We start from the raw sequence: 22,779 nt of genomic DNA on the forward strand, positions 1-22,779 counted from the left end.
GGGCGGGGGCCTCTACCTCGGGCGTTGCGGCGACCTGGGTGTCGTCACGGCCGAAGAACCGCGCCAGACCGTCTTCCATGAAGATCGAGGCCCAGGCCGCGACAGAGACGAGAAACAGCAAGAGGATCGCGGTCAGCACCAGGCCAAGGTAGCGCGGCTTGCCGCCCACCGGGAGTTCCTCGCGCGCGCCGAAAACCGTCATGCGGCGGGCTTCGGCGGCATGGGCGTCGGCGGGTGTCGCGGCGGCGGTGGGTTTGGCCGGTGAGGCGGTCTGCGTTTTGTCGCGACGGGTGCGGAAGGCTGTCAGCAGGCCCTTGCGCGCGGAGGTATCCTTGGCCTCGGGGGGCATATCGGCGGGGCCGTCTTGCAACCGCGCCTCGGGATCGGGGGTGAGCGAGGCCGCGAGATCGGTTGCGGTTTTTTCGGACAGGGCCGTGTCGGGCGCCCCTGTCACGGGAATGACGGGGGGCTTTGCCGCATCGGGGCCGCGTGCCGCGCCGGACAGCTTGGGGGCCGCTGGGGCGCTTGTGACCTCACGGCTGGCACGGATCGAGGTGAAGGCGACGGGGGCCGGCGCCTCGGGGGTGGCCTTGGTCTGCTCCTGCGGTTCGGGCTGGTGGGCGTCCTCTGTCGCCGCTGGTGGAGTGTCTTCCGTGGCGGGGTCTGCCTCGGGCGTGGCCTCGGCCTCTGGGTCGGGTGCCTCTTCTGTCTCGGGGGGGACATCGGAGTCGGGGTGCGCGTCATCCTGTGGGGTGGGTTCGGATGTCAGCGTTTCGTCGTCCGTGTCTGCCGCCGTGCCTGCGGTCTCGGCATCGGCCTCGGGCGTTGCGGCGGGGTCTGCCTCGGGCGTTGCGAGCTGTTCCTCTTGCGGGGCGGGGGCTTCGGGGGTTGGCAGGCTGGCCGCGCCCAGAATGCGCACCGGTGCCGCATCGCGGGTCAGGCTGCCCCCCTCAAGCAGCGAGGCCGCCGCCCGGGTCTCGCCAAAGAAAGGCTCGCCCACGAAGGTGCCGTTCTCGGGAATGGCAACGAAGGAAAGCGGGTTGAACTGATGCTCGGTGGCGAAGGCCTCGGCCTCTGCAAGGGTTTCGCGGGCCACGGCGGCAACATGCACCTGCCCGGCGCCCACCGACCAGTCATAGACCAGTTCATCAAGGGCATAGGGCGTGGTGCCGTCGATCTGTCGGCGCACCTCGTCCTCAAGCGCCGACCCGGTGCCGCTGCCCTCTTCGAAGGACAGGTATTTGATCTGGTCGTTCGGGACCACCAGCTTGGTGGTCAGCCCGGAGGGATCGAGCGCGCGGGCCTTGTCGCGCAGGTCTCCGAGTGCCGCTGTCAGGTCGTCGCTATCGAGCGCCACATCGCCAACAAGATGCCAGCCGGGATGCGCCCGGTGCAGCAAGCCGATACCGTCGAACGAGAGGGTGAGGGCGAAATTTGGTTTCATGGTCACCGCTTTAACACCGGTCAGGATCAAGCGGGAGTCTGATCCCGCATGTGACAGATTTTACAGCAGCATGCCGCCGAGGCAAAGGGGGAACCGGGTAGGAATAATCGCACACAGCCGATGCCAGGGCGCCGCCCCCGTCGGCTGCGCAGTCCTGCGCACCAACCAACCCCATGAGCACGGCGCGGGATCGAGGCGCGTAGCGCTGCCACCCCAAAGCCGACGCGCGCCACGGCCCGTTGAGCCGCGCCAACGACGGGCTGCGGCGCGGCGGCCTTCGGCCTTGATTCCGCGCCGGGGCACCCCTTCCCAAATGGCCAAAGGCGGGTATGGTGGGGCATGGGCAATCGAGTGGATTGGTGATGGAGTGGTTGTACGAATTTGGTGTGGTGATCTGGGACTGGTTCGGTGATGAAGACCACCAGAACCGCGTCACATCAATTGCCGCTGCTCTGACCGTTATCCTTACCATCGCTGGTGCTGTGTTCGGTGCGGCTTGGTACATGATCACACGTCTTGTTTTGCGCCGAAACGCGCCCAAACAGGTGCCGGATCAATCGCAACCCGCCGCTTTGCCGCAAGGCGACGTTTTGTCGATGGATCAACACCTGACTATCCTGCAAAAACGGGAAGAGCAGTTGGAGGCCAAATTATCGACGGCGCATGCAGAAGAAAAAGACCTGCTGCAGCGGCAAATTGCCGAACTCCAAACCCAAATCGCCAATCCCGAAGAGTCGCTGGCAAAGGCGCAAAAACGCATCAACGACCTTGAGGCGCTTTTGGACCGGGAGGCCAACCAGATCGGCGCGGACCGGATCGCCGAGGCCAAGGCGGCGTTGGATATGGGCGACTATTCCCTCGCCGACGATATTTTCGCCGAGATCGAGGCGCAAAACGAACTCGCCGTCCAAGAAACCGCCCGCGCCGCCTTTGGCCGGGGCGAAGTGGCCGAGGCGGAAGTGCGGTGGGGCGATGCCTACACGCACTACAAACGCGCGAATGATCTACATGAGACCTTTGTTCACCTGTCGGCCTACGCCCGCATGACATGGCGGTTGGCCAAGGGGGCGGAGGCGATCCTGCTTCACGAAAAGCTGGTGGAGTGGGCCAAACTCGATCATGGCGATAAAAGCGCCGAGTATGCCACCCAGCTCAACAATTTTGCACAGGTCGTGCAGGCGCAAGGACAGTTCGAACGGTCTGAGACGCTTCTTCGCGAAGCGCTTGAGATTGACCGCACGACGATTGGAGCGAAGCATCGGGACTATGCCATGCGCCATAATAACCTTGCCGGTGTGGTGCAAGCGCAGGGGCGGTATGAGGAGGCTGAGAAGCTATTCCGCGAGGCGCTTGAGATTGACCGGGCGACGATCGGGGAGGTGCATCCGGACTATGCGTGGCACCTTAACAACCTTGCCATGGTGGTGAAAGCACAGGAGCGGTACGCTGAGGCAGAGGGGCTGTACCGCGAGGCGCTTGAGATAGACCGCGCGACGATTGGTAAGGTGCACCCGGATTATGCCAGGCACCTTAACAACCTTGCCTTGATGCTGAATGCGCAGGGGCGCTGTGAGGAAGCTGCGGAGCTGTTCCGCGAGGTACTTGAGATTGACCGAATGGCGATTGGGGAGAGACATCCGGACTACGCGATCGACCTTCACAACTGTGCCGGGGTCTTGGTCACGCAAGGTAAGCCCGAAGAGGCACGGCCCTTGTTTGAGAAGGCCTTGGGGATTTTACGCGCCACGCTGCCGCCCGATCATCCGCATATCGGGGTAGTGGAAAAGCAAATCGCCAAGCTCCCCTGATACACCCGTCCCGGGCTTGACCCGGGGCCTCTCGGGCGACCATGAGGCCCCGGATCAGGTCCGGGGCGCGGCGGGGCAAAGTGTACAAAACCCACGTACATTTTGTACGCTTTCCCACCGTGCGCCCTGTTCATCCGCGCCCCGCGCAGCCTCGGCACCGAGGTGATCCCGACGTTACACCGACGCGCTACAGCCCGCCCAAAATCGTGCTGCGTCCTTGTGAACAAAGAAAAACGGGCCCCGAAATGCGCGGGGCCCGTTCGTCATTCAAAACTGTTGACCTGTTCAGGCCGTGGCTTTGGCCAAGGCCTGTTCCAGATCGGCGATGATGTCGTCGGCGTCCTCGATCCCGATGGAGATGCGCACCACGTTGGGCGCGGCCCCGGCGGCGACCTGTTGTTCTTCGCTGAGCTGTCTGTGGGTGGTGGAGGCCGAGTGGATAATGAGCGACCGGGTGTCGCCCAGGTTGGCCACATGGCTGAACAACTCAAGGCTATCCACCAGTTTCACGCAGGCGTCATAGCCGCCCTTGAGCGCCACGGTGAAGAGGCCCCCCGCACCCTTGGGGCAGATGCGGTCGACCCGGTCGTGGTAGGGCGAGGATTCGAGGCCTGCATAGGTCACGCCTTCGACGGCCTCGTGTTTTTCCAGCCAGCCGGCGACTTTCTCGGCGTTCTCGACGTGTTTCTGCATCCGCAAGGACAGGGTTTCGATGCCCATCAGCGTGTAATGCGCCGCTTGCGGGTTGAGGGTCATGCCCAGGTCGCGCAGGCCCACGGCGATGCCGTGGAAGGTAAAGGCCAGCGGGCCGAAGGTCTCGTGGAACTTGAGGCCGTGGTAGGCGGGTTCGGGTTCGCTGAGCGAGGGGAACTTGCCCGAGGCCGACCAGTCGAAAGTGCCTGAATCCACCACGCAGCCGCCGGTGACGGTGCCATTGCCGGTGAGGAACTTGGTCATCGAATGGACCACCAGCGTCGCGCCGTGTTCGATGGGGCGGCACAGGTAGGGCGTGGCCGAGGTGTTATCGACGATCAGCGGCAGGCCCGCCTTTTCGGCAATGGCGGAGATCGCATCGAGATCGGTGATATAGCCACCGGGGTTGGCGATGGATTCGCAGAAAACCGCGCGGGTATCGTCGTCAATCGCGGCCTCGACGGCGTCGAGATCGTCGAAATCCACGAACTTGGCCGACCAGCCGAAGCGCTTGATCGTCTGGCTGAACTGCGTGATGGAACCGCCGTAAAGCCGGGTGGACACCACCACGTTGAGGCCCGGGCCCATCAGCGGGAACAGCGCCATGATCTGCGCCGCGTGCCCCGAGGAACAGCAGACCGCCCCGGCGCCGCCCTCAAGCGTCGCCACACGCTCTTGCAGCGAGGCGACGGTGGGGTTGGTGAGGCGCGAATAGATATAGCCCACCTCTTGCAGGTTAAAGAGCGCCGCCGCGTGCTCGGCGTCGCGGAAAACATAGGCGGTGGTCTGGTAGATCGGCACCTGCCGCGCGCCGGTGGCCGGATCGGGGCGGGCGCCCGCGTGGATCTGCAATGTGTCGAAACCGTGTGCCATTGGATCGTCTCTCCCTGCGAAATATGTCGAGTAAATGTGTAGGACATTGCCGAAGGCGCGACAACTGTGATCGTGTGGCAAGGGAGGATGTTCTTGGGCCGCAGCGGCCACATGGCAGGGGGTTCGCGGGCGCGCCGGCCCGTGGGACGGGCGTTTTCAGGCCCCGATATGGCGCAGCACGAAGGCGGCGCGGGTTTCGATATCGGCACGGGGCAGAGGGATGGGGGTATAGCCCAGCCGGGTATATGTTTCGGCCATGATCCGGGAGGTGGCGCGCGCCTCGGCGCTGTCTTGCTTGCGCTCGGCATCCCGCCGGTAGATTTCCGGCCAGTGGGGGGCAAGGAACACGTGGCTGTTGTAGCGATGGGTTCGGGCGGCGCGTGTCATGTCGGCGGGCAGGGGCAGGCCGCAGAGGGCAAGGTAGCCCAGCACATCGGGCAGGCCGCGATCCATCAGCACCGGGCCTGTCATCGCCGAGGCATCGCGGTAGCTGTGCAGGTCGTGGCGGAACATGTGGCGGGCAAAGGCGGCGCGGTCATCCCATGGCAGGGCGGTGCCGTCGGTTTGCATCTGTTGGCGTATGATCGCGCGGCCGGCCTCGGGCATATGTGGCAGGCCGTGGCGGGCAAGCGCCCGGAGCAGGCTGGTTTTTCCCGCTCCGGGGCCGCCCGTGACAACGAAAAGGTGGTCGGGCATCGGGCCATCCTGTGTGGGGTGGGGTTACGACTCGTCCTCGGGCGGGTCGGTGAAACGCGCGTTGAGAGGCGGGGCCGTTCCGGTGAGGAAATAGACGACGAGCATGACCAGTTTGTAAAGCCATGAGCGCGACGCGGGGCGTGTGGTATCGTCATCGGCCGCATCCTCGTCCTGTTCCTCGGCCTCGGCCTTGGCGGCGGGTTTGTCGAGGGCGGCAAGGAACTCGCGGGCCTCGCTGGCGCGGTGGTTTTCGATCAGGACGGGCATGCCACCGAGGGCGACCGAGATGTGTGGCACGGTATTGTGGGTATGGTAGCCGGGGACGAAAACGTCGAACCCGGCCCCTTCGAGCGCGGCGATGGTCAGCGCGGCCTCGCTGGTCGAGTAGACATGCGCGATGCGCGTGAGGGGGGAGCCTGTCATTTCATCTCATCCAGTACCCGTTGCGCCGGATGCGGTTGCGAATGGCCTGTTCCTTGCGGGGCAGGTCATCGCGATCGAAGAGGTCACGCACTTTTCGGCCGCGCCCGTGGTAGATCATGAATTTCATCGCGTCGTGGTTCTTGAGCACTTTCTTGACCGGGTTGGGGGCGGTGACGCGCTCCAGAACCTCGACCGCGTGGTCGGATTCACGCGCGTAGAGCAGCGGCAGGAAGCGGTAGTGGCAGGTGACATCGCCGTCGAGATAGCCATCGGGCAGGCAACCGTAGCCACCGCCGAAACTGTGGATCACCAAGGGCAGGGCCACTTGATCGAGCCATGGGTCAAGCGATTGGCAGACCAGTTCGGCCGGGGCATCATCGCGGATGGCGAGGGCGTAGTCCAGGAAGCGTTGCCCAAAGGCGCGGGGGCATTGGTAATAGAAGAACCCGGCGTTGAAATAGAGGTAGCGCCGCCAGAATTCATCCGGGTAAGAGGTGTCGAGCGAGCTTTCGAAATCCAGCCCGAACTTGTCATAAAGCGATTTCCACGTGGCGGTGTAGCCGGGGCCGTAAAGCTGGATTTCGGGCCAGGTATTCTCGCGTTTCATCGAGGCTTGGGGGCGTGCGAAATCGAACGGCACGCTGGTGATATCGCCGGTGACAAGCGTGTCGGTGTCGAAGAACACGAAAGGTTCGCCTTCGGGCATGGCAAGGAGGGCTTCGATCTTGTTGCCGTTGGGGTAGCTGGAGCCGAAGTGCCGGGTTTCGAAGGGGATGATCTCGGCGCCGAGGTCTTCGAGAAGGGCGCGGGTTTGGCCGCCGCGCATGCTTGGATCCTTGTTCCAGAGCGGGCCGTTTTGCGGCTCGGCCACGATCAGGCGACCTTGGAAACCGGGGCTTGTCTCGCGCAGGGAGGCGGCAAAGATCACCGCCTCGTATTGCAACCGTCCGCCTTGACCGACGATGATGATGTTGAATGGCTGCTGCGGCTTTGCCTGTGTCGCCTTCTTGGCCATGCTCACCCTCTGACCCTCGTTATATTTGCGGGCAGTATAGGGGGGATGCCGCATCGGCAGAAGGGGAGAGTTTGAGCAATTGCAGGCAGGAATGGCACCGCAAGTATTTAAGCTTGCTTTTTGAGTAAGAAAGCGATTATGCTTGCGGGCATGTTTGTGGTTTTGACTGGCGATATCGTTGGATCCTCGGATTTGGAGGTCGAGGCGCTTGAGGCAACGCTTGAGGCGGTGGCCTTGGCGGCGCGGGGCGTCGGGGACTGGCCGGGGGTGACCCAATGGGGGGTTGCCCGGCGGGGCGGTGACGCCTGGCAATTGGCCTTTGACGCGCCCGCGCTGGGCCTGAGGGCGGCACTTTATACCGCGGCCTGCCTGCGGCGGTTGGAGAAAACCCGCGCCACGCGGATTGCCATGGCCGTGGGGCCGGGGCAGATGCCGGGGAATGACCCGAACGCGGCCCATGGGACGGGGTTTACCGCATCGGGGCGGTTGTTGGAAAAACTGCCTTCGGGGCGGTATCTGGACGATGCGGGCGGTGGTGCTTTGGCGGCGGCGGCGCGTTTGGCCGATCATATCGCGCAGGGCTGGACGCCCGCGCAGGCCCGCGCCATGGCCGAGCAATTGCCCCCCGGGGCCGGGACGCGCGCCGAGGCCGCCGAGCGGTTGGGCATCAGCCGCCAAGCGGTGGATCAGGCGCTTTGGGCGGCGGGGTATCCGGCGATCGAGGCAGCGCTGACCGCGATTGAGGAAGGCAAGTGAATATGCTTTCTTTTCAGGAAGGCAAGTGGAAATGATTGCAGTGACCTTTGACATGATGGCCGGGTTTGCCGCGCTTTTGCTGGCGCATGTGCTGGCGGATTTTACCTGTCAGACCAAGGGCATGGTCGCCAACAAGCGCCATGCCGGTGTTTTCACCCTGCATATCGGGATCGTCTTTGGCCTGAGCCTTGCCGCGCTGGGCGGGGCGCTGCATGTGGCGGCGGCAGTGGCCGGGGCGCATATGCTGATCGACGGGATCAAGACCTATGTGTTGCCCGAGGGCTGGCGTGGGACATTCACCGCCTTCGCGCTGGATCAACTGGCGCATTTGGCCAGCCTTGCGGCGGCGGTTGTGATCTGGCCCGGGGCGGTCGCAAACGGCCTGTGGGCGCCGTGGCTTGACCTGCTGGTGGGGCCTGCGGTGATCCTATCCGGTTTGATCCTGACGGTGATTGCCGGGGGCTATGCCGTGGGGTTGATCACAGCACCCTATGCCAAGGCGTTCAAGGCGCAGGGCCTTGAAAATGCGGGGCAAATGATCGGGCGACTGGAACGGGCGGTGATTTTCCTGCTGATCGCGATGGGGGAACCTGCGGGAATCGGGTTTCTGATCGCGGCCAAGTCGTTGTTGCGGTTCGAGGCCACCAAGGAACAGAAGGCCAGCGAATACGTGATCATCGGCACGCTGACATCTTTTGGCTGGGCCCTGGGGATAAGCACGGCGAGCATGGCGCTGTTTCGGCTGGTGGCCGCGTCTTGACTTGATTTTCCGGGGGGAAAGTGGTGGGCGACCTAGGAATCGAACCTAGCGTGCGTCTCCGCGAGGGAGTTACAGTCCCCTGCCACACCTTGCGGCCTGTCGCCCACTTTCCCAAGGAGATTGCCCTTGGCGTGGGGGCGTATTTAGGGATCGTGCCGGGGGGCGTCAAGACGAAAATGCCTTGCAGCGGGATGCGCCTGCGCGCATTGTCCCGGCGCGGTGCAAGAGGTGTCAGATGAAGGCGAAAAAACCCAAGTGGGTGATCGAAAAAGAACAGGCGAAGAAAGCCGCAGGTGAGCAAACCGTGTGGCTTTTCGGGCTGCATGCGGTGCGCGATGCGCTGATGAACCCGGCGCGTGAGAAACTGCGCCTGATCGTGACGAAGAACGCCGCCGACAAGCTTTCAGAGGCGATTGCGCAGGGCGGGATTGACCCCGAAATGGCCGATCCGCGCAAGTTTCCCGCCCCGCTTGACCCGCAGTCGGTCCACCAAGGCGCAGCCTTGGAGGTGAAACCGCTGGATTGGGGGCCTTTGGCCGAACTGGCGCTTGGCGGGGCGGCGGGGGTGCCGCGCGTTGTCATGCTGGACCGGGTGACCGACCCGCATAACGTGGGCGCGATCCTGCGCTCGGCCGAGGTGTTCGGCGCCTGCGCCGTGGTGGCCCCGCGTCACCATTCCGCGCCCGAAACCGGGGCCTTGGCCAAGACCGCCAGTGGCGCGCTTGAGCGGCAGCCCTATGTGCAGGTGCGCAACCTTGCCGATGCGATCAAGGAATTGCAGGGCATGGGCTATCTTGTGCTTGGGCTGGCAGGCGAGGCCGAGCAGACTCTCGAAGAGGCGTTAGACGGACGGCGTGACCGGCCCGTGGCGCTGGTTCTGGGGGCCGAGGGGCCGGGGTTGCGGCAGAAGACGCGCGAGACCTGCGATGCCTTGGTGCGGATTGAATTTGCCGGTGCCTTCGGGTCGCTTAACGTGTCCAATGCCGCCGCCGTGGCGCTTTATGCTGCAAGGCCCTAATGTTCGGCCCCATCCTCGAAGGTCTTGATAAAGCGGCCTTTTATCATCCAGCTTAAGCCAAAGCTCATCAGGGCCACGGATTCGAGGAGGAAGGTCAGGCGCCAGTGGTTCCAGGCCTGCAAAAAGGCCTGTGCCGCCTCGGGCGACAGGATCAGCTTGGTCAGGATGGCCGCCCCGCCCATGATCGCCACGCAGCCAAAGATCAAAACCCCAAGCGCGCGATACCAGAGGTTGCGAAAGCCCTTGCGGCTGCCCTCGACCACCGAGGCGAAGGAATTGATCCGGGTGAAGACGAAATAGGAAAAATAGCCAAGGATCGTGAACATCACCGCAGCACCCCCGAAATGCAGCGATTGCAGCAGCATCGGCACGTTGTCGGGCGTGCCGAAGGCCGGGAAGGTGGCCCACATGTCATAGGACAGCGCCCCGGTCACCCCCGAGGCGGGCGGGGCCAGGCCGCTGGCCGAGGTGATAAAGGTCCGGGCGGCTTCGGCCCCGGTGTATTCGCAGCCCGACCCGGTGGTGGGGGAATAGGCAATCAGGAAGGCCGAGACCCCGGCCAGCTTGATCAGCCAGATATCGTACCAATAGTGCCGCAGGTAGCCATCGACCGCCTTGGTGCGGAAGCTGTAGAAAAACGCCAGAAGCAGCCCGATGAAGGTGAGCGCGCCGACGAAAATATCGCCGCCGATGCGGCTGTAGTAATAGTGGCTGATGGATTGGTTGAAGCAGGTATTGGTGAAGATCGTCAGCGCGATCAGGATCACCGGCAGGAACAGCGCCACGTACCCGACCCCGCGATTGACGCGCCTGAGGCTGAGGGCGAACGGCAGATCATCGGGCAGGGGGCTTCGGGGCGGTTGGGGCATACCAGTCTTCCTTGGACTTCACGAACAGAATAACACGTATTACGGGAATTGCGAAAACTTGGCCGCTGTGGGGCTTGGAAAACCCGGGCTTGCCAATATGTAGAGACGCAAAGCAAAACGCGGGATCGAATGGGACCAAAGATTGCCACATGCTGTTATTGCGGGACGCGCGCGACCCTGGTTCTGGATCAGGGGCGGCACGAATTGGCCTGTTCGGCCTGTGGCGCGCCCCTGCACGAGATGAAGGCCCTGCCCAAGTCCACGCAAAGCCCGCGCAAGCGCGCCCCGGCCGCGACAGCGCCCAAACGGCCCGGTGCACGGCGGCGGGTCAAGGTGGATTGGGCCGCCGAACGCGCCCATGCGCTTGGTGACGAGCGAAAGCGAAAAAAGCGCCGTAAGCCACGGAAATCATTAGCATACCGTGTTATGGACGAGTTGTGGGACGGGATCGAAGATATCTTCGATTAGCGGAAAATTGCCGATCTTGCCCCGATGTTCACAAGCCTTTTACCGGGCCTTTTTATTTTGAATCGCGTCCCTATCTATTAATCAGAAACGTCGGAATGGAACACCGGCGTTTCACTTCACTGTCCCTCGTTCCGCGACTGGCGCCCAAGGGTCCCCCTTGGGCGCTTTTTTCTTTCTCGAACCCTGTTTAGAGTGCGCCCATGAGCCAAGAGTATTCCGACGCGCATCTGCGCAAAATTCTGACCCGCACCAAGCGTATCGCCGTGGTGGGGGTGTCGATGAACGAGGTGCGCCCGAGTTTCTACGTGGCGCGGTATCTCAAGCTGAAGGGGTTCGACGTGGTGCCGGTCAATCCGGGCCATGCGGGCAAGACCGCCTTCGGGGCCGAGGTTGTTGCCTCGCTGAGCGATATCGAGGGGCACGTGGACATGGTGGATATTTTCCGCCGCCCCGAACATGTGCCGCCCATCGTCGAAGAGGCGCTTGAGTGTTTTGCGGATTTGCAGACCGTCTGGATGCAGATCGGCGTGGTCAATGAAGCGGCGGCCGAAATGGCCCGCGCCCGGGGTGTCGACGTGGTGATGGACCGTTGCCCCAAGATCGAATACCAGCGCCTGTTTGGTGAGCTGCGCATGGGGGGCTTCAACACCGGGGTGATTTCCTCGAAACTGTAAGGGTTTAGGGGCGCTGCCCTTAGGTTGAAATGGATTTTCAACCTACCCCGGAGTATTTTGGGAAAGATGAAGAGCTTAGCCGCTTTCGATGTCGGCGGCGATGCGCATGTCGCGCAGGGGTTTGACCATTTCGATGGCGCGGGAATAGATCGGGTCAGCCTTGTAGGCGGCAAGATCGTCTTCGTTGTCGAATTCGGCATAGACGACGAAATCCACCTCGGCGCCGGTCAGGCGGTCGGCATGCAGGTTGCGGCCCACTTCGAAGTGGCGGGCGTGGGGGATTTGCCCAAGGGTTTCCAGACCTTCGCGGATGCGGTCGAGGTCGGCTTGGTCGCGGGCGGTGAAAAACACGATATGGCGGATCATTTCGGGCGAGATGCTTTTTCCTGAAGGCCAGATTGGGATTGGCGGTGGGCGAGTTCGGCGAGGACGTCATCAAGGCTGACGCCGTGGCTGTGAAGCATGACGAGAAGGTGAAAGAGCACATCGGCGGCCTCGGAGGTGAGGCCCCGGGCGTCGCCCTTGACCGCTTCGATCACCGCCTCGATCGCCTCTTCGCCGAACTTCTCGGCCACTTTTTCGGGGCCTTTCGCCAGCAATTTGGCGGTCCAGCTTTCGTCAGGCGCGGATTTGGCGCGGCTGGCGATGATCTGTTCCAGGTCATGCAGGGTCATGCGCCTGTCCTCATGGCAATGCCGTTGGCGGCCATGTGATCCTTGGCCTGTTGAATCGTGAATTCGCCAAAGTGAAAGATCGAGGCGGCCAGCACGGCAGAGGCGCCGCCCCTGGTCACCCCGTCGACAAGGTGATCGAGCGTGCCGACGCCGCCCGAGGCGATCACGGGAATATCGACCGCGTCGGAAATGGCGCGGGTCAGCGGCAGGTTGAAGCCTTCGCGCGTGCCGTCGCGGTCCATCGAGGTCAGCAGGATTTCCCCCGCGCCCTTGGATTCGACCAGCTTGGCAAACTCCACGGCTTCGATGCCCGTGGGTTTGCGACCGCCGTGGGTGAAAATCTCCCATTTGCCGGGGGAGACTGTTTTGGCGTCGATGGCCACGACGATGCACTGGCTGCCGAATTGATCGGCGGCCTCGCGCACGACATCGGGGTTGGCCACGGCGGCGGAATTGAACGACACCTTGTCGGCCCCCGCCAGCAGCAGTTTGCGCACATCCTCGGCCGTGCGCACGCCGCCGCCCACGGTGAGCGGGATATAGCATTGCTCGGCCGTGCGGGTGACCACATCCAGCATCACGCCACGGTTTTCATGGGTGGCGTGGATGTCGAGAAAACAAAGTTCATCGGCGCCCGCGGCGTCATAGGCCTTGGCGGCATCCACCGGATCGCCCGCATCGCGCAGGTTGACGAAATTCACGCCTTTGACAACGCGGCCATCGGCGACGTCGAGACAGGGGATGATGCGGGTTTTCAACATGACGCTCAGGTAGCGCGTAAGCGCGCCATTGTGAAGGTCTTTTGCGGGTGAAATGCACCTAGCGGCGCGCAAGGCGCAGCGAGAGCAGCCCCGAGGTCAGGATCACGGCAAGCCCGGTGAGCGACAGGGCATCGGGCCAGTCCCCGAACGCCAGGTAGCCAAGCAGCGTTGCCGCGATGAGCTGGGTATAGACCAAGGGGGCGATCACCGAGGCGGGCGCGGAGCGGGTCGCCATGGCCAGCAGGAAATTCCCCATGGCCGAGCCCGCGGCGCTGCCGATCAGAAGGAGCCAGATCTGCGGTGTCATGGCAGGCGCGCCCACGGCAAGGGCCAAAGGCGCCAACAGGACCGATCCGACCAGAAGTTGCGAGATCAACAGGAACCTTGGGCGGAAGTGGCCGGCAAGCCAGCGGGTGGCGGTGAGAAAGCTGCCGTAAAAGACCCCGGCAAGTACGGCAAACCCCATGCCAAGCCCGGCGCCGAACCCCGGCTTCACCACCAGCAGGACCCCGGCAAAGCCAAGCACCAAAAGCAGGCTGCGCGCCGGGGTGACATGTTCCTTGAGCAAAAGCGCGGCCAGAATATACGAGATGATCGGCCCGACGAAGAAGGCCCCGAAGACATCGGCAATCGGTTCGGTGCTAAGCGCCGTGAGGATCGAGGCAATGCCGCCCACCACAAGCGCGCCGCGCAGAAGAATGCGCCAGCCGAGCAATTTGGGCAGCTCGTCCCGGCTGAGCCCGCTTAGCGGCAAAAGCACAAGGGCGGCCATGGCGAACCGTGCCCATGCCACGAAAAAGGGGTGCGCGCCTGCCTGTGTCAGGGCCTTGCCCGCCGTGTCACCGGCCACGATGCAGAACATGGCCGGGACGACCATGAAAAGGGTCATCCAGACGTGGGTGATGGCAAGAGGGGGCGCTTTGGGCATGGAGAGGCTGACTTTCGCGGTTCACGGATTTGTTTATGGCCAAAGCGCCGGAGTATCCAGAGGATGCAGGCAATGGATCTGGCACAAAGGATGAATCGCAATGAAACAGCTATTGGCAGGGCTGGCACTGGCCGTCATGGCGCAGGGCGCGCAGGCCTCTGAAGACGATATCATGCGGGTGGCGGCCAAAAGCGATGTGGCCAGCACCATGGACGCGCTGCAAGCGGCGGTCGAAGGGGCAGGGGCCACGGTGTTCGCCCGGGTCGATCACGCGGAAGGGGCCCAGAGTGCCGGTATGGAACTGGCCCCAGCGCAGCTTTTGATCTTTGGCAATCCAAAGCTGGGAACACCGGCGATGCAGGGCAACCCGCTTGCCGGGCTCTATCTGCCGTTGAAGGTGCTGGTCTACGAGGCGGCGGATGGCCGGGTGTGGCTGGCCTATGAAGACCCCGAGGAAACGCTGGACGATCTGCGGGGTGTCGACGACGACGCGGCATATGTCGCCAAGATGCGCATGGCCTTGATCAAGCTGACCGAGAAAGCGGCGGGAAAATAACGCGCCGTCAGGCCTTCATCACCGAAAGCGCCTCTTTCAGATCAATCGCCCCGTCATAGAGCGCGCGGCCTGATATCGCGCCATTCAAAGGCGCGCCGCAGGATTTCAGCGCCTTGAGATCGGCGATGGAACTGACCCCGCCCGAGGCAATGACCGGGATCGAGACCGCGTTGGCAAGGGCCGCGGTTTCCGCGATATTGGGGCCCTGCATGGCCCCGTCGCGGTTGATGTCGGTGTAGATGATGGCCGCCACGCCGGCATCCTCGAAAGAGCGGGCCAGATCAGTGGCCAGAACATCGGTTTCCTCGGCCCAGCCCTTGGTGGCAACGCGGCCCTGGCGGGCGTCTATACCCACGGCCACCTGGCCGGGGAAGGCGCGGGCGGCCTCGCGCACCAGCGCGGGGTTTTCCACCGCCACGGTGCCAAGGATCACACGCGCCAGACCCTTGGACAGCCAACGCTCGATGGTGGCCATGTCACGGATGCCACCGCCCAGTTGCGCAGGGACTTTCGTGCGCTCGAGGATCGCCTCGACCGGCGCGGCGTTGACCGGTTCCCCGGCAAAAGCCCCGTTGAGATCGACAAGGTGCAGCCATTCGCAGCCCGCATCGACGAACTCCATCGCCTGGGCGGCGGGGTCGTCGTTGAACACGGTGGCCTTTTCCATTTCGCCTTTGAACAGGCGCACGGCCTGACCGTCTTTGAGGTCGATGGCGGGATAGAGGATCATGGGCGTTTTCCTTGGCTGCCTAGGCTGACGGCCCTTTGGCACGAGCGCGGGCCGAATGCAACGCGACCCGACGTTACACTTGATTTCAAACCACCTCGCGGGGCAGCGTTTGTGCAGGCACTCAAGGGAGGAGTTCAAAATGAAACGCTTTGCATTGGCCGCTGTGGCGGTGGTGATGGGGTCGGGTGTGGCGCTGGCCGAACCGGCGCTGGGGACCTGGAAAACCGAAGTGGACGACGGCGCCTATGCGCATGTCGAAATCGCCCAATGCGGCAGCAATGTCTGCGGTACCATCGCGCGAACCTTCAGGGACGGGGCCGAGTATAAATCGGAAAACATCGGCAAGATGCTGGTGCGCAACATGGAACCACAGGGCAATGGTCACTACGAAGGCCGGGTCTGGCGCCCCTCCAACAACAAGATCTATATCGGCAAGATGGACGTGCAGGGCAATCGCCTGAAGCTGCGCGGCTGCGTGGCGGGCGGTCTGATCTGCGCCAAGCAAAACTGGAGCCGGGTGAAGTAATCAACAGGTCTTTGGGGGCTTTGCCCCCGCCGCCCTGCGGGCGACTCCCCCAGGATATTTCCCAAAAGAAGAAACGCGGCTTATCCTTTCTTCTTTTCCCAAGTATCCCCGCCGGAGGCATCCCGAGGGGACCGCCGAAGGCGAGACCCGAGATATAAAGCGCGCCGCAGGCGCACGATTCAAGCGTTGCGCGAAATTACCGTGCACCGTTCAAGCGTTGCGCGCACTCTGCCTGTCGCTGCTGCCTGGGGTAAAAGGCGGAACGCTTTGGGTCAGGGGGTCCAGTTCAGGAAATTCGCAATCAGGCGCAGGCCGGTGGATTGGCTTTTTTCCGGGTGGAACTGGGTGCCGACGATATTGTCGCGGCCCACCACGGCGGTGATCGGACCGGCGTAATCGACATGCGCCAGGAGATGCGCCGGATCATCGACGCGGAAGTGGTAGGAATGCACGAAATAGGCGTGATCGCCCGAGGATAGCCCTTCGAACACCGGGTGGGCATGGTCGATCAGAAGGTCGTTCCAGCCCATATGCGGCACCTTGAGGTTGGCATCCGAGGGGGCGATCCGTTCCACCGTGCCACCGATCCAGTCAAAGCCGGGGGTCTCGGAGTATTCCATGCCCCGGGTGGCGAGCATCTGCATGCCGATGCAGATGCCAAGGAAGGGCTGGCCCTGTTTGATCACCACCTCTTCGATGGCCTCGAAAAGCCCGCGGTGGTCGTACAGTTCTTTCTGACAGGCGGGGAAGGCGCCGTCGCCAGGCAGGACGACGCGGCTGGCGCGGCGCACGACCTCGGGATCGGAGGTGACGGTAACCGGGCCTGCCGCCACCTCGGCGGCCATGCGTTGAAAGGCCTTTTCGGCCGAATGCAGGTTACCGGATTCGTAATCGACGATGACGGTGCTCATACCCCCTTACAGCGCCCCCTTGGTCGAGGGCACCGCATCGGATTTGCGCGGGTCGGTTTCCACCGCCTCGCGCAGGGCGCGGGCGACGGATTTGAACCCGGCTTCGGCCATGTGGTGGCTGTTGAAGCCGTGCAGGGCATCGACGTGCAGGGTGATTCCGCCGTGGGTGGCCAAAGCTTGGAAAAACTCGCGCACCAGTTCGGTATCGAATGTGCCGATCTTGGGGGTAGGCAGCTCCATGTTCCAGATCAGGAAGGGCCGCCCCGACAAATCAAGCGCCGCGCGCACAAGCGCATCGTCCATCGGCAGCAGGCACGATCCATAGCGGCGGATGCCGGTCTTGTTGCCAAGCGCCTGCGTCAGGGCCTGCCCAAGCGCGATGCCCACGTCCTCGACCGTGTGGTGGTCGTCGATGTGCAGGTCGCCCTTGCAGCGTACCTTCATGTCGATCAGCGAGTGCCGCGCCAGTTGATCCAGCATGTGATCGAAGAACCCGACGCCGGTTTCATTGTCGTATGCGCCGGTGCCGTCGAGGTTGATCTCGACGGTGATCTCGGTCTCGGCGGTTTTGCGGGTGATCGTGGCGTTGCGCATGGCGGCCCCTTCGGTGATGTCTTGGCGCCCTTATAGGCGCGGCGGACGGGTAGGCCAAGGGGTTGGCGAAACAGGAAAATCCGGCGTGCCCGAGGCGCATCATCCAAGGCCCTGGGGCCTTACGATATCAATCGGTTGGGGAAGAGAAATTGGAGCGGGTGATGAGATTCGAACTCACGACATTTACCTTGGCAAGGTAACGCTCTACCCCTGAGCTACACCCGCATCCTTGGGTAGGGCGGGAGATATAAATTCTGGCGCGGGGCTGCAAGCCCAAAATTGCCACTTTGGGCAAAAAAATTCAAAACCGGCAAAGTCCGGCGAAATCGGCCTGTCCAATGCCTTTATGTGGACGCGAGGGGGGCGGCTGCGTTAAGACGTTACGAAAAGCTGTGAGGTTGAGGCCTTTGAAAGCGAGATTTTACTTTTGCGTGCCGTTGATGATGGTCTTGGCGGGCTGTGGCGATCCGATGCAGAATGTCGCCCGCCTGGCGGATCAGGATGTGGCCGAGGATGCCCCGACGCTGGGGGCCGTGCCCGCCGTCGAGACGCCCGAGAGCGACCGTGTCGGCCTTTTTGCGCGTCTTTTGGGCGGTGGTCAGGCTGGAGAGTCGGCGCAGGACAAGGCGGCCACCGCGGACGCCCCGGCAACTGGTGACGCGCCGGTCGAGGCGTCCTTACCGGCGGATACTGCGCCCCCCGAGGGTGAAGACCCGGACAACCGGGCACCGGCAAAGCGCCGGGGTTTCTTGGCCAGTCTGTTGAGCGGCGGTGGCGGTGCCTCTGGTCGCGGGCAGGTGGCCAGCGAAATCGAATACGGGACGGTCTTGCCATATGGCGAGGTCAAGCGCATCTGTGGATTGCGCAGCGGGCAGATGGGCAAGGTGGTTGCGCAATATCCCGAGACGCGCCCCCTTCACAAGGTGTATGACAGTGATCCGGGCAACACCGGGCCGCATACGTTTTACGTGACCGGTTTCGATGACCGATGCGCGCGGCAATTCACTGCCTCTTTGGCGATGTTCGGATCGGTCGAGATGCATGAGCGCCTGCGCTATGGCCTTCCCGCCAAGGTGCAACCCTATAGTGCCACCGACAAGGCCTATGAGGACGTCAAGGCGCGGGTATGCCGCGTGCCGCGCAAGAAACCCTGTGGCCAGAGGGTCGGGCGCTTGGCCGATGATACGGTGTTCCTGAGTATTTACGAGCGCTTCGGCGGCAATTCCCAGTGGAAGAACCTGCTTTTGCATTCGGGCGAAATGGTGGCCAAGGACAAGAAGGGCGGCTGAGGCGTTACCAGTGTGGCGGGCGTTCGTTGCCAAGTAAAACCTGCCCGCCCGTATCGTTTTCGCGTTCGGCTTCGCGCTCCAACAGCAGTTGCACCCGGCGCGTCAGCATGGCGATTTCGCCTTCCTGACGAGCGATGACCTCGGACAGTTCATCGACCGTGCGGCTAAGGTGGGCAAGGGTTTCTTCAAGCGCGCTCATGTAGTGACGAGTACGAAGTTGTCTCGAAGGGGTCAACTGGCACCATGTCTGATGTAGGGATAACCGGCGAAGACATGCCATAGCTTGCCCCCGGTGGTCCCATCCGCTAGACCCCGCGGCGAACGCCAATGCATGGGACAAGCAACATGGCCAAACCCAAGAAACAGCCCCGCCCCAAGGCCGAAACGCCAAAAGGGTTCCGCGATTATTTCGGTGCCGAGGTGACCGAGCGCGCCGAGATGCTGCGCCGGATTGCCGAGGTCTATCATCGCTATGGGTTTGACGCGCTTGAAAGCAGCGCGGTTGAGACCGTCGAGGCGCTTGGCAAGTTCCTGCCTGATGTGGATCGGCCCAACGAAGGGGTTTTTGCATGGCAGGAGGATGCCGAGGGCGACAAGCCCGGTGATTGGCTGGCGTTGCGCTATGACCTGACCGCACCCTTGGCGCGGGTCTATGCCCAGCACCGCAACGATTTGCCCACGCCTTACCGGCGCTATGCCATGGGGCCGGTCTGGCGAAATGAAAAGCCGGGGCCGGGGCGGTACCGCCAGTTTTATCAATGCGATGCCGATACCGTGGGCGCGCCTTCGGTGGCAGCCGATGCCGAGATCTGCGCGATGCTGGCCGATACCCTGGAAGAGGTGGGCATTCCGCGCGGGGATTACATCGTGCGGGTGAATAACCGGAAGGTTTTGAACGGTGTGCTGGAGGTCATGGGCCTTGAGGAAGGCGAGGCGCGCGATGCTGTGCTGCGCACCATCGACAAGTTCGACAAGGTGGGCGAGGAGGGGGTTCGCCAGCTTCTGACCACGGGGCGCAAGGATGCCTCGGGCGCCTTTATCGACGGTGTCGGGTTGAGCGAGGAACAGGCTGGGCCGGTTCTGGCATTCCTGACCTCCAAAAGCGAGGTGACGGCGGAGACCCTTGCCAACCTGCGTGCCGCCGTGGGCGAGTCTCAGACCGGCCAAGAAGGCGTTCAAGAACTTGAAACCATTGCCGAATTGATGACGGCCCAGGGCTATGACGCTGACCGGGTGGTGGTTGACCCCAGTGTTGTGCGCGGGCTTGGCTATTACACCGGGCCGGTCTTCGAGGCCGAACTGACCTTCGAGATTTTCGATGAAAAGGGCCGCAAGCGGCAGTTCGGCAGCGTCGCGGGTGGTGGGCGTTACGATGACCTTGTGAAGCGCTTCACCGGGCAGGCCGTGCCGGCGACCGGCGTGTCGATCGGGGTGGATCGCCTGTTGGTCGCACTACGCGAGAAGGGGCGGATTACCAGCACGATGCAAGGCCCCGTGGTGGTGACCGTGATGGATCGCGACCGCATGGCCGACTATCAGGACATGGTGGGCGAGCTGCGCCGCGCGGGTATCCGCGCCGAGGTTTACCTTGGCAACCCCAAGAACTTTGGCAACCAGATGAAATATGCCGACAAGCGCGGCAGCCCGGTGGCGGTGATCGCGGGCAGCGATGAGTTTGACAACGGGATGGTGCAGATCAAGGACCTGATCCTTGGGGCGCAAATTGCCGAAAACGCGACGCTGGAAGAATGGCAGGAGCGGCCCAATCAATTCGAGGTGCCGCGCGCAGATCTGGTGACCAAGGTCCGCGAGATCATCGACGGGCAGGACCAATGACAGATCGTGCCGCGATCCGCGCCGAGGCGGCGCGCTTGAGGGCCGCGTTCGAGGGGGAGGGCGCAGAGCCCGTGGAAACCGCCATCCTGCAACCCGCCGAGGCGCTTTTGGACCTTTACGGCGAGGATATCCGCGCGAGGGCCTATGTGACCTCGGACGCGCTGCGCGGGGAACAGATGCTGCGCCCGGATTTCACCGTGCCGGTGGTGCAGATGCATATGGAGCACGGGGCAGAGCCCGCCTGCTATACCTATTCCGGCGAGGTGTTTCGGCGGCAGGAAGACGACCCCGACCGCGCCAATGAATATATGCAGGTGGGCTTCGAGGTGTTCGAGCGCGACGCGCCAGAGGCGGCGGATGCCCGGGTTTTCGCATTGATGTTCAAGACCTTGGCGCCCTTGGGTCTGCGGGCCGCGACGGGGGATATCGGTATCCTGATGGCCGCCGTTGAAGGCTTGCAAACCACCGAGCGCCGCAAGGCCGCCCTGCGCCGTCATATCTGGCGGCCCCGCCGGTTCCGCACCTTGATCGACAGGTTCTCGGGCCGCGCGCCGGTGCCCGAAAGCCGAAGCGCGCTTTTGGCCTGTGATGATCCGATGGCCGAGGCGGGCCCGATGATCGGGTTGCGCAGCAGCGCCGAGATCGCGGCGCGTATCGAGGCGCTGCGTGAAGATGCCGAGGCTGCGCCGATCTCGGCAAACGAGGTGGCGCTGCTGGATGCGATCCTTGCGGTGCGCGAAACCTGCCCCAATGCGCTGGAACACCTGCGCGATATCGCTGTGGACATGCCCGCGATCCGCAGGGCGGTTGAACGGCTGGAACGGCGGCTGGAGGCCATGCAAGCCAGCGGGCTGAACGTGGACGCGTTGGATTTCGAGGCAAGTTACGGTCGCACGCATATGGAATATTACGATGGTTTCGTCTTTGGCTTTTATGCCGAGGCGCGGCCCGACCTGCCCCCCGTGGCCACCGGCGGGCGCTATGACGCCCTGACCCGGCAATTGGGGCAGGGGCGCGAAATTCCGGCCGTGGGCGGGGTAATCCGGCCCGGGCTGGTGGTGGAATTGGGGGGGCTGACATGAGCCTCAAGCTGGGTGTGCCCTCGAAAGGGCGGCTGATGGAGAAAACCTTTGACTGGTTCGGCGCGCGGGGGGTGACCCTTGGCCGCGCGGGGTCGGACCGCGAATACGCGGGCTTTGTCGAAGGGGCTGAGAACGTGGAATTGATCCTGCTGTCGGCGGGGGAAATCCCCCGGGAACTGGCGGCCGGGCGTATTCATCTGGGCGTGACGGGCACCGACCTGGTGCGCGAAAAGCTGGGCCAGTGGGATACCCGCGTGCGCGAACTGGCCGAACTTGGCTTTGGTCATGCCGATCTGGTTCTGGCGGTGCCGGGGGCATGGGTGGATGTGAACACGCTTGATGATCTGGATGCCGTGGCCGCCGCGTTCAGGCAAACCCACGGGTTCCGCCTGCGGGTGGCGACGAAATACCACCGTCTGGTGCGTGATTTCCTGCGTGATAATGGCGTGGCGGATTACCAGCTTGTCGATAGCCAAGGGGCCACCGAAGGGACCGTAAAGAACGAGACTGCCGAGGCGATTGCCGATATCACCTCAACCGGCGATACCCTAAGGGCCAACCATTTGAAAATATTGGAAGATGGGATGATCTTGCGCAGCCAGGCCACGCTGTTCAAATCGCGCGAGGCCGCTTTGGACGATGCGGACCGGGTGAGCCTCAAGGCCCTGCTGGAAAAACTGGCCGTTGATTGACCAAGGCCCCCGCGCGACGGCGCGAGGGCCCGTGGGCACCGCTTAGAAGCGGAAAGTACCGCGTACTTGTACGGTGGTTGCCTCGACATCGGTCGTGGTGGCGCCGAAGTTCTCGAATTCGTGGTAGAGAACTTCGCCACCGACATTGAAGCTTTCCGTTACGGCGTGTTCGTAACCTGCGCCGACGAAGTAGCCATCTTCGCTGCCGAGTGTGTCGGTATCGGCCCCGGCATAGCCACCGGTCCCGTAAAGCAGGCCATTGCCGATCTTGTAGCCGCCGCGCAGCTTGGCGCGCCAGACGTTTTCGAGCGTGGCCGCGCCGCCAAGGTTGATATCGGTCCAGTCATAATCCAGCCCGGCACCAAGAACCCAGTTGCCAAGGTCATAGTCATATCCTGCCGTCAGGCCGCCAATGGCACCGTCGCCATCAACACCGGCAGCGTTGCTGTCAATGTTCGCATAGCCCAATTGGCCACCTGCGTAAAAGCCGGTCCAGTTGGGGGACGCGGGGGCCACAGGTGCGGGGGCTGCGGGCTGGATGACGGGCTCACTCGGCGCGGTATCCATGGAACCGGCGAATGCGGGGGCCGACGCCAAGCTTGCTGCGGCGAGGAGGGGGAGTGCGAGTGTTTTTTTCATCTGGATCTCCTGTTCATTGTCCAGTCGTTCTATTCATTAGTACGCGACGCGCGCGCAGGTCATT

The 22,779-nt window shown here is 63.2% G+C and carries 26 protein-coding genes, 2 tRNA genes and 1 pseudogene; 12 read left to right on the top strand and 17 right to left on the bottom strand.

The features are described from left to right. Positions 1-1,444, bottom strand: a pseudogene (locus RBB32_RS17380) (hypothetical protein); the annotation flags it as partial. A 362-nt stretch (positions 1,445-1,806) separates the two neighbouring features. Here RBB32_RS17380 and RBB32_RS17385 point away from each other — a divergent pair. After that, positions 1,807-3,252: a tetratricopeptide repeat protein gene (locus RBB32_RS17385; protein WP_306154544.1), complete on the top strand. Its 1,446-nt coding sequence runs from the start codon at positions 1,807-1,809 to the stop codon at positions 3,250-3,252. Between the two features lie 285 nt (positions 3,253-3,537). Here RBB32_RS17385 and RBB32_RS17390 read toward each other — a convergent pair whose 3' ends face one another. The 4 genes from RBB32_RS17390 to RBB32_RS17405 all read right to left on the bottom strand — a co-directional run bounded on the left by RBB32_RS17390 (position 3,538) and on the right by RBB32_RS17405 (position 6,952). After that, positions 3,538-4,818, bottom strand: coding sequence for an O-acetylhomoserine aminocarboxypropyltransferase/cysteine synthase family protein (locus RBB32_RS17390; protein WP_306154546.1), 1,281 nt, complete (start codon positions 4,816-4,818; stop codon positions 3,538-3,540). A gap of 156 nt (positions 4,819-4,974) precedes the next feature. Next, positions 4,975-5,514, bottom strand: coding sequence for an AAA family ATPase (locus tag RBB32_RS17395; protein ID WP_306154548.1), 540 nt, complete (start codon positions 5,512-5,514; stop codon positions 4,975-4,977). 24 nt (positions 5,515-5,538) lie between these two features. Continuing rightward, positions 5,539-5,937: a hypothetical protein gene (locus RBB32_RS17400; protein WP_306154550.1), complete on the bottom strand. Its 399-nt coding sequence runs from the start codon at positions 5,935-5,937 to the stop codon at positions 5,539-5,541. 1 nt (position 5,938) lies between these two features. Then, the gene (locus RBB32_RS17405; protein ID WP_306154619.1) at positions 5,939-6,952 is read right to left on the bottom strand and encodes a hypothetical protein; all 1,014 of its coding nucleotides are present in this window, start codon (positions 6,950-6,952) and stop codon (positions 5,939-5,941) included. Between the two features lie 150 nt (positions 6,953-7,102). Between RBB32_RS17405 and RBB32_RS17410 the strand changes: the two genes are divergently transcribed. Next, a complete protein-coding gene (locus tag RBB32_RS17410) occupies positions 7,103-7,708 on the top strand; it encodes a MarR family transcriptional regulator (protein WP_306154552.1) in 606 nt (201 codons plus the stop codon). Between the two features lie 31 nt (positions 7,709-7,739). Then, positions 7,740-8,468: a DUF3307 domain-containing protein gene (locus RBB32_RS17415; protein WP_306154620.1), complete on the top strand. Its 729-nt coding sequence runs from the start codon at positions 7,740-7,742 to the stop codon at positions 8,466-8,468. 21 nt (positions 8,469-8,489) lie between these two features. On the opposite strand, the gene RBB32_RS17420 is transcribed toward RBB32_RS17415, so the two are convergent. After that, positions 8,490-8,573 (bottom strand) — tRNA-Tyr (locus tag RBB32_RS17420). A 130-nt stretch (positions 8,574-8,703) separates the two neighbouring features. Between RBB32_RS17420 and rlmB the strand changes: the two genes are divergently transcribed. Beyond that, complete coding sequence (gene rlmB, locus RBB32_RS17425; protein ID WP_306154554.1) at positions 8,704-9,486, top strand: 23S rRNA (guanosine(2251)-2'-O)-methyltransferase RlmB; 783 nt, start codon at positions 8,704-8,706, stop codon at positions 9,484-9,486. Here the strand turns inward: rlmB and RBB32_RS17430 are convergent. Then, complete coding sequence (locus tag RBB32_RS17430) at positions 9,483-10,355, bottom strand: hypothetical protein (protein WP_306154556.1); 873 nt, start codon at positions 10,353-10,355, stop codon at positions 9,483-9,485. The two genes, rlmB and RBB32_RS17430, sit on opposite strands and share 4 nt — an antisense overlap. A gap of 129 nt (positions 10,356-10,484) precedes the next feature. Between RBB32_RS17430 and RBB32_RS17435 the strand changes: the two genes are divergently transcribed. Both RBB32_RS17435 and RBB32_RS17440 read left to right on the top strand, forming a co-directional pair. After that, on the top strand, positions 10,485-10,823 hold the full coding sequence (locus tag RBB32_RS17435) for a hypothetical protein (RefSeq protein WP_306154558.1): 339 nt from the start codon (positions 10,485-10,487) through the stop codon (positions 10,821-10,823). A gap of 200 nt (positions 10,824-11,023) precedes the next feature. Then, positions 11,024-11,497: a CoA-binding protein gene (locus RBB32_RS17440; protein WP_306154560.1), complete on the top strand. Its 474-nt coding sequence runs from the start codon at positions 11,024-11,026 to the stop codon at positions 11,495-11,497. 75 nt (positions 11,498-11,572) lie between these two features. On the opposite strand, the gene RBB32_RS17445 is transcribed toward RBB32_RS17440, so the two are convergent. The 4 genes from RBB32_RS17445 to RBB32_RS17460 are packed head-to-tail and all read right to left on the bottom strand — an operon-like array spanning position 11,573 to position 13,860. Continuing rightward, a complete protein-coding gene (locus RBB32_RS17445) occupies positions 11,573-11,863 on the bottom strand; it encodes a Dabb family protein (protein ID WP_306154561.1) in 291 nt (96 codons plus the stop codon). Continuing rightward, positions 11,860-12,171, bottom strand: a complete 312-nt coding sequence (locus RBB32_RS17450) for a phosphoribosyl-ATP diphosphatase (RefSeq protein ID WP_306154562.1) — start codon at positions 12,169-12,171, stop codon at positions 11,860-11,862. The genes RBB32_RS17445 and RBB32_RS17450 overlap by 4 nt, the downstream gene beginning before the upstream one ends. After that, positions 12,168-12,932 carry an imidazole glycerol phosphate synthase subunit HisF gene (hisF, locus tag RBB32_RS17455; protein ID WP_306154564.1) on the bottom strand — a complete coding sequence of 255 codons (765 nt, stop codon included), beginning with the start codon at positions 12,930-12,932 and terminating at the stop codon, positions 12,168-12,170. The genes RBB32_RS17450 and hisF overlap by 4 nt, the downstream gene beginning before the upstream one ends. Positions 12,933-12,990: 58 nt before the next feature. Next, positions 12,991-13,860: a DMT family transporter gene (locus RBB32_RS17460; protein WP_306154566.1), complete on the bottom strand. Its 870-nt coding sequence runs from the start codon at positions 13,858-13,860 to the stop codon at positions 12,991-12,993. Between the two features lie 100 nt (positions 13,861-13,960). Between RBB32_RS17460 and RBB32_RS17465 the strand changes: the two genes are divergently transcribed. Further along, positions 13,961-14,416, top strand: a complete 456-nt coding sequence (locus RBB32_RS17465; RefSeq protein WP_306154568.1) for a DUF302 domain-containing protein — start codon at positions 13,961-13,963, stop codon at positions 14,414-14,416. A gap of 7 nt (positions 14,417-14,423) precedes the next feature. On the opposite strand, the gene hisA is transcribed toward RBB32_RS17465, so the two are convergent. After that, the gene (hisA, locus tag RBB32_RS17470; protein WP_306154570.1) at positions 14,424-15,146 is read right to left on the bottom strand and encodes a 1-(5-phosphoribosyl)-5-[(5-phosphoribosylamino)methylideneamino]imidazole-4-carboxamide isomerase; all 723 of its coding nucleotides are present in this window, start codon (positions 15,144-15,146) and stop codon (positions 14,424-14,426) included. Positions 15,147-15,285: 139 nt separating this feature from the next. On the opposite strand from hisA, the gene RBB32_RS17475 reads away from it, so the two are divergent. Continuing rightward, positions 15,286-15,672: a DUF2147 domain-containing protein gene (locus RBB32_RS17475; protein WP_306154572.1), complete on the top strand. Its 387-nt coding sequence runs from the start codon at positions 15,286-15,288 to the stop codon at positions 15,670-15,672. A 272-nt stretch (positions 15,673-15,944) separates the two neighbouring features. Here RBB32_RS17475 and hisH read toward each other — a convergent pair whose 3' ends face one another. The 3 genes from hisH to RBB32_RS17490 all read right to left on the bottom strand — a co-directional run bounded on the left by hisH (position 15,945) and on the right by RBB32_RS17490 (position 17,402). Next, positions 15,945-16,583, bottom strand: coding sequence for an imidazole glycerol phosphate synthase subunit HisH (hisH, locus tag RBB32_RS17480; protein ID WP_306154574.1), 639 nt, complete (start codon positions 16,581-16,583; stop codon positions 15,945-15,947). Positions 16,584-16,589: 6 nt separating this feature from the next. Next, positions 16,590-17,177, bottom strand: a complete 588-nt coding sequence (gene hisB, locus RBB32_RS17485; RefSeq protein ID WP_306154576.1) for an imidazoleglycerol-phosphate dehydratase HisB — start codon at positions 17,175-17,177, stop codon at positions 16,590-16,592. Positions 17,178-17,327: 150 nt separating this feature from the next. Beyond that, positions 17,328-17,402: transfer RNA gene (locus RBB32_RS17490), tRNA-Gly, on the bottom strand. Positions 17,403-17,608: 206 nt separating this feature from the next. On the opposite strand from RBB32_RS17490, the gene RBB32_RS17495 reads away from it, so the two are divergent. Further along, the gene (locus RBB32_RS17495) at positions 17,609-18,466 is read left to right on the top strand and encodes a hypothetical protein (protein ID WP_306154577.1); all 858 of its coding nucleotides are present in this window, start codon (positions 17,609-17,611) and stop codon (positions 18,464-18,466) included. 4 nt (positions 18,467-18,470) lie between these two features. Here RBB32_RS17495 and RBB32_RS17500 read toward each other — a convergent pair whose 3' ends face one another. Continuing rightward, entirely contained in the window at positions 18,471-18,665 is a 195-nt protein-coding gene (locus RBB32_RS17500) for a SlyX family protein (RefSeq protein WP_306154578.1), read from the bottom strand. Positions 18,666-18,811: 146 nt separating this feature from the next. Here RBB32_RS17500 and hisS point away from each other — a divergent pair, with 146 nt between their 5' ends. Genes hisS through hisG form a run of 3 tightly spaced genes read left to right on the top strand, consistent with a single transcriptional unit; the run spans position 18,812 to position 22,076 of the window. Next, positions 18,812-20,302, top strand: coding sequence for a histidine--tRNA ligase (hisS, locus tag RBB32_RS17505; protein WP_306154579.1), 1,491 nt, complete (start codon positions 18,812-18,814; stop codon positions 20,300-20,302). Beyond that, entirely contained in the window at positions 20,299-21,384 is a 1,086-nt protein-coding gene (locus RBB32_RS17510) for an ATP phosphoribosyltransferase regulatory subunit (protein ID WP_306154580.1), read from the top strand. The genes hisS and RBB32_RS17510 overlap by 4 nt, the downstream gene beginning before the upstream one ends. Next, positions 21,381-22,076, top strand: a complete 696-nt coding sequence (gene hisG, locus RBB32_RS17515; RefSeq protein ID WP_306154581.1) for an ATP phosphoribosyltransferase — start codon at positions 21,381-21,383, stop codon at positions 22,074-22,076. Before RBB32_RS17510 ends, hisG begins: the two co-directional genes overlap by 4 nt. A gap of 42 nt (positions 22,077-22,118) precedes the next feature. On the opposite strand, the gene RBB32_RS17520 is transcribed toward hisG, so the two are convergent. Further along, positions 22,119-22,715, bottom strand: coding sequence for an outer membrane protein (locus RBB32_RS17520; protein WP_306154582.1), 597 nt, complete (start codon positions 22,713-22,715; stop codon positions 22,119-22,121). Positions 22,716-22,779: the final 64 nt, after the last annotated feature.

This window comes from Roseovarius sp. MMSF_3281, assembly GCF_030733685.1.
In the GTDB taxonomy this organism is placed as follows: Bacteria; Pseudomonadota; Alphaproteobacteria; order Rhodobacterales; family Rhodobacteraceae; genus Roseovarius.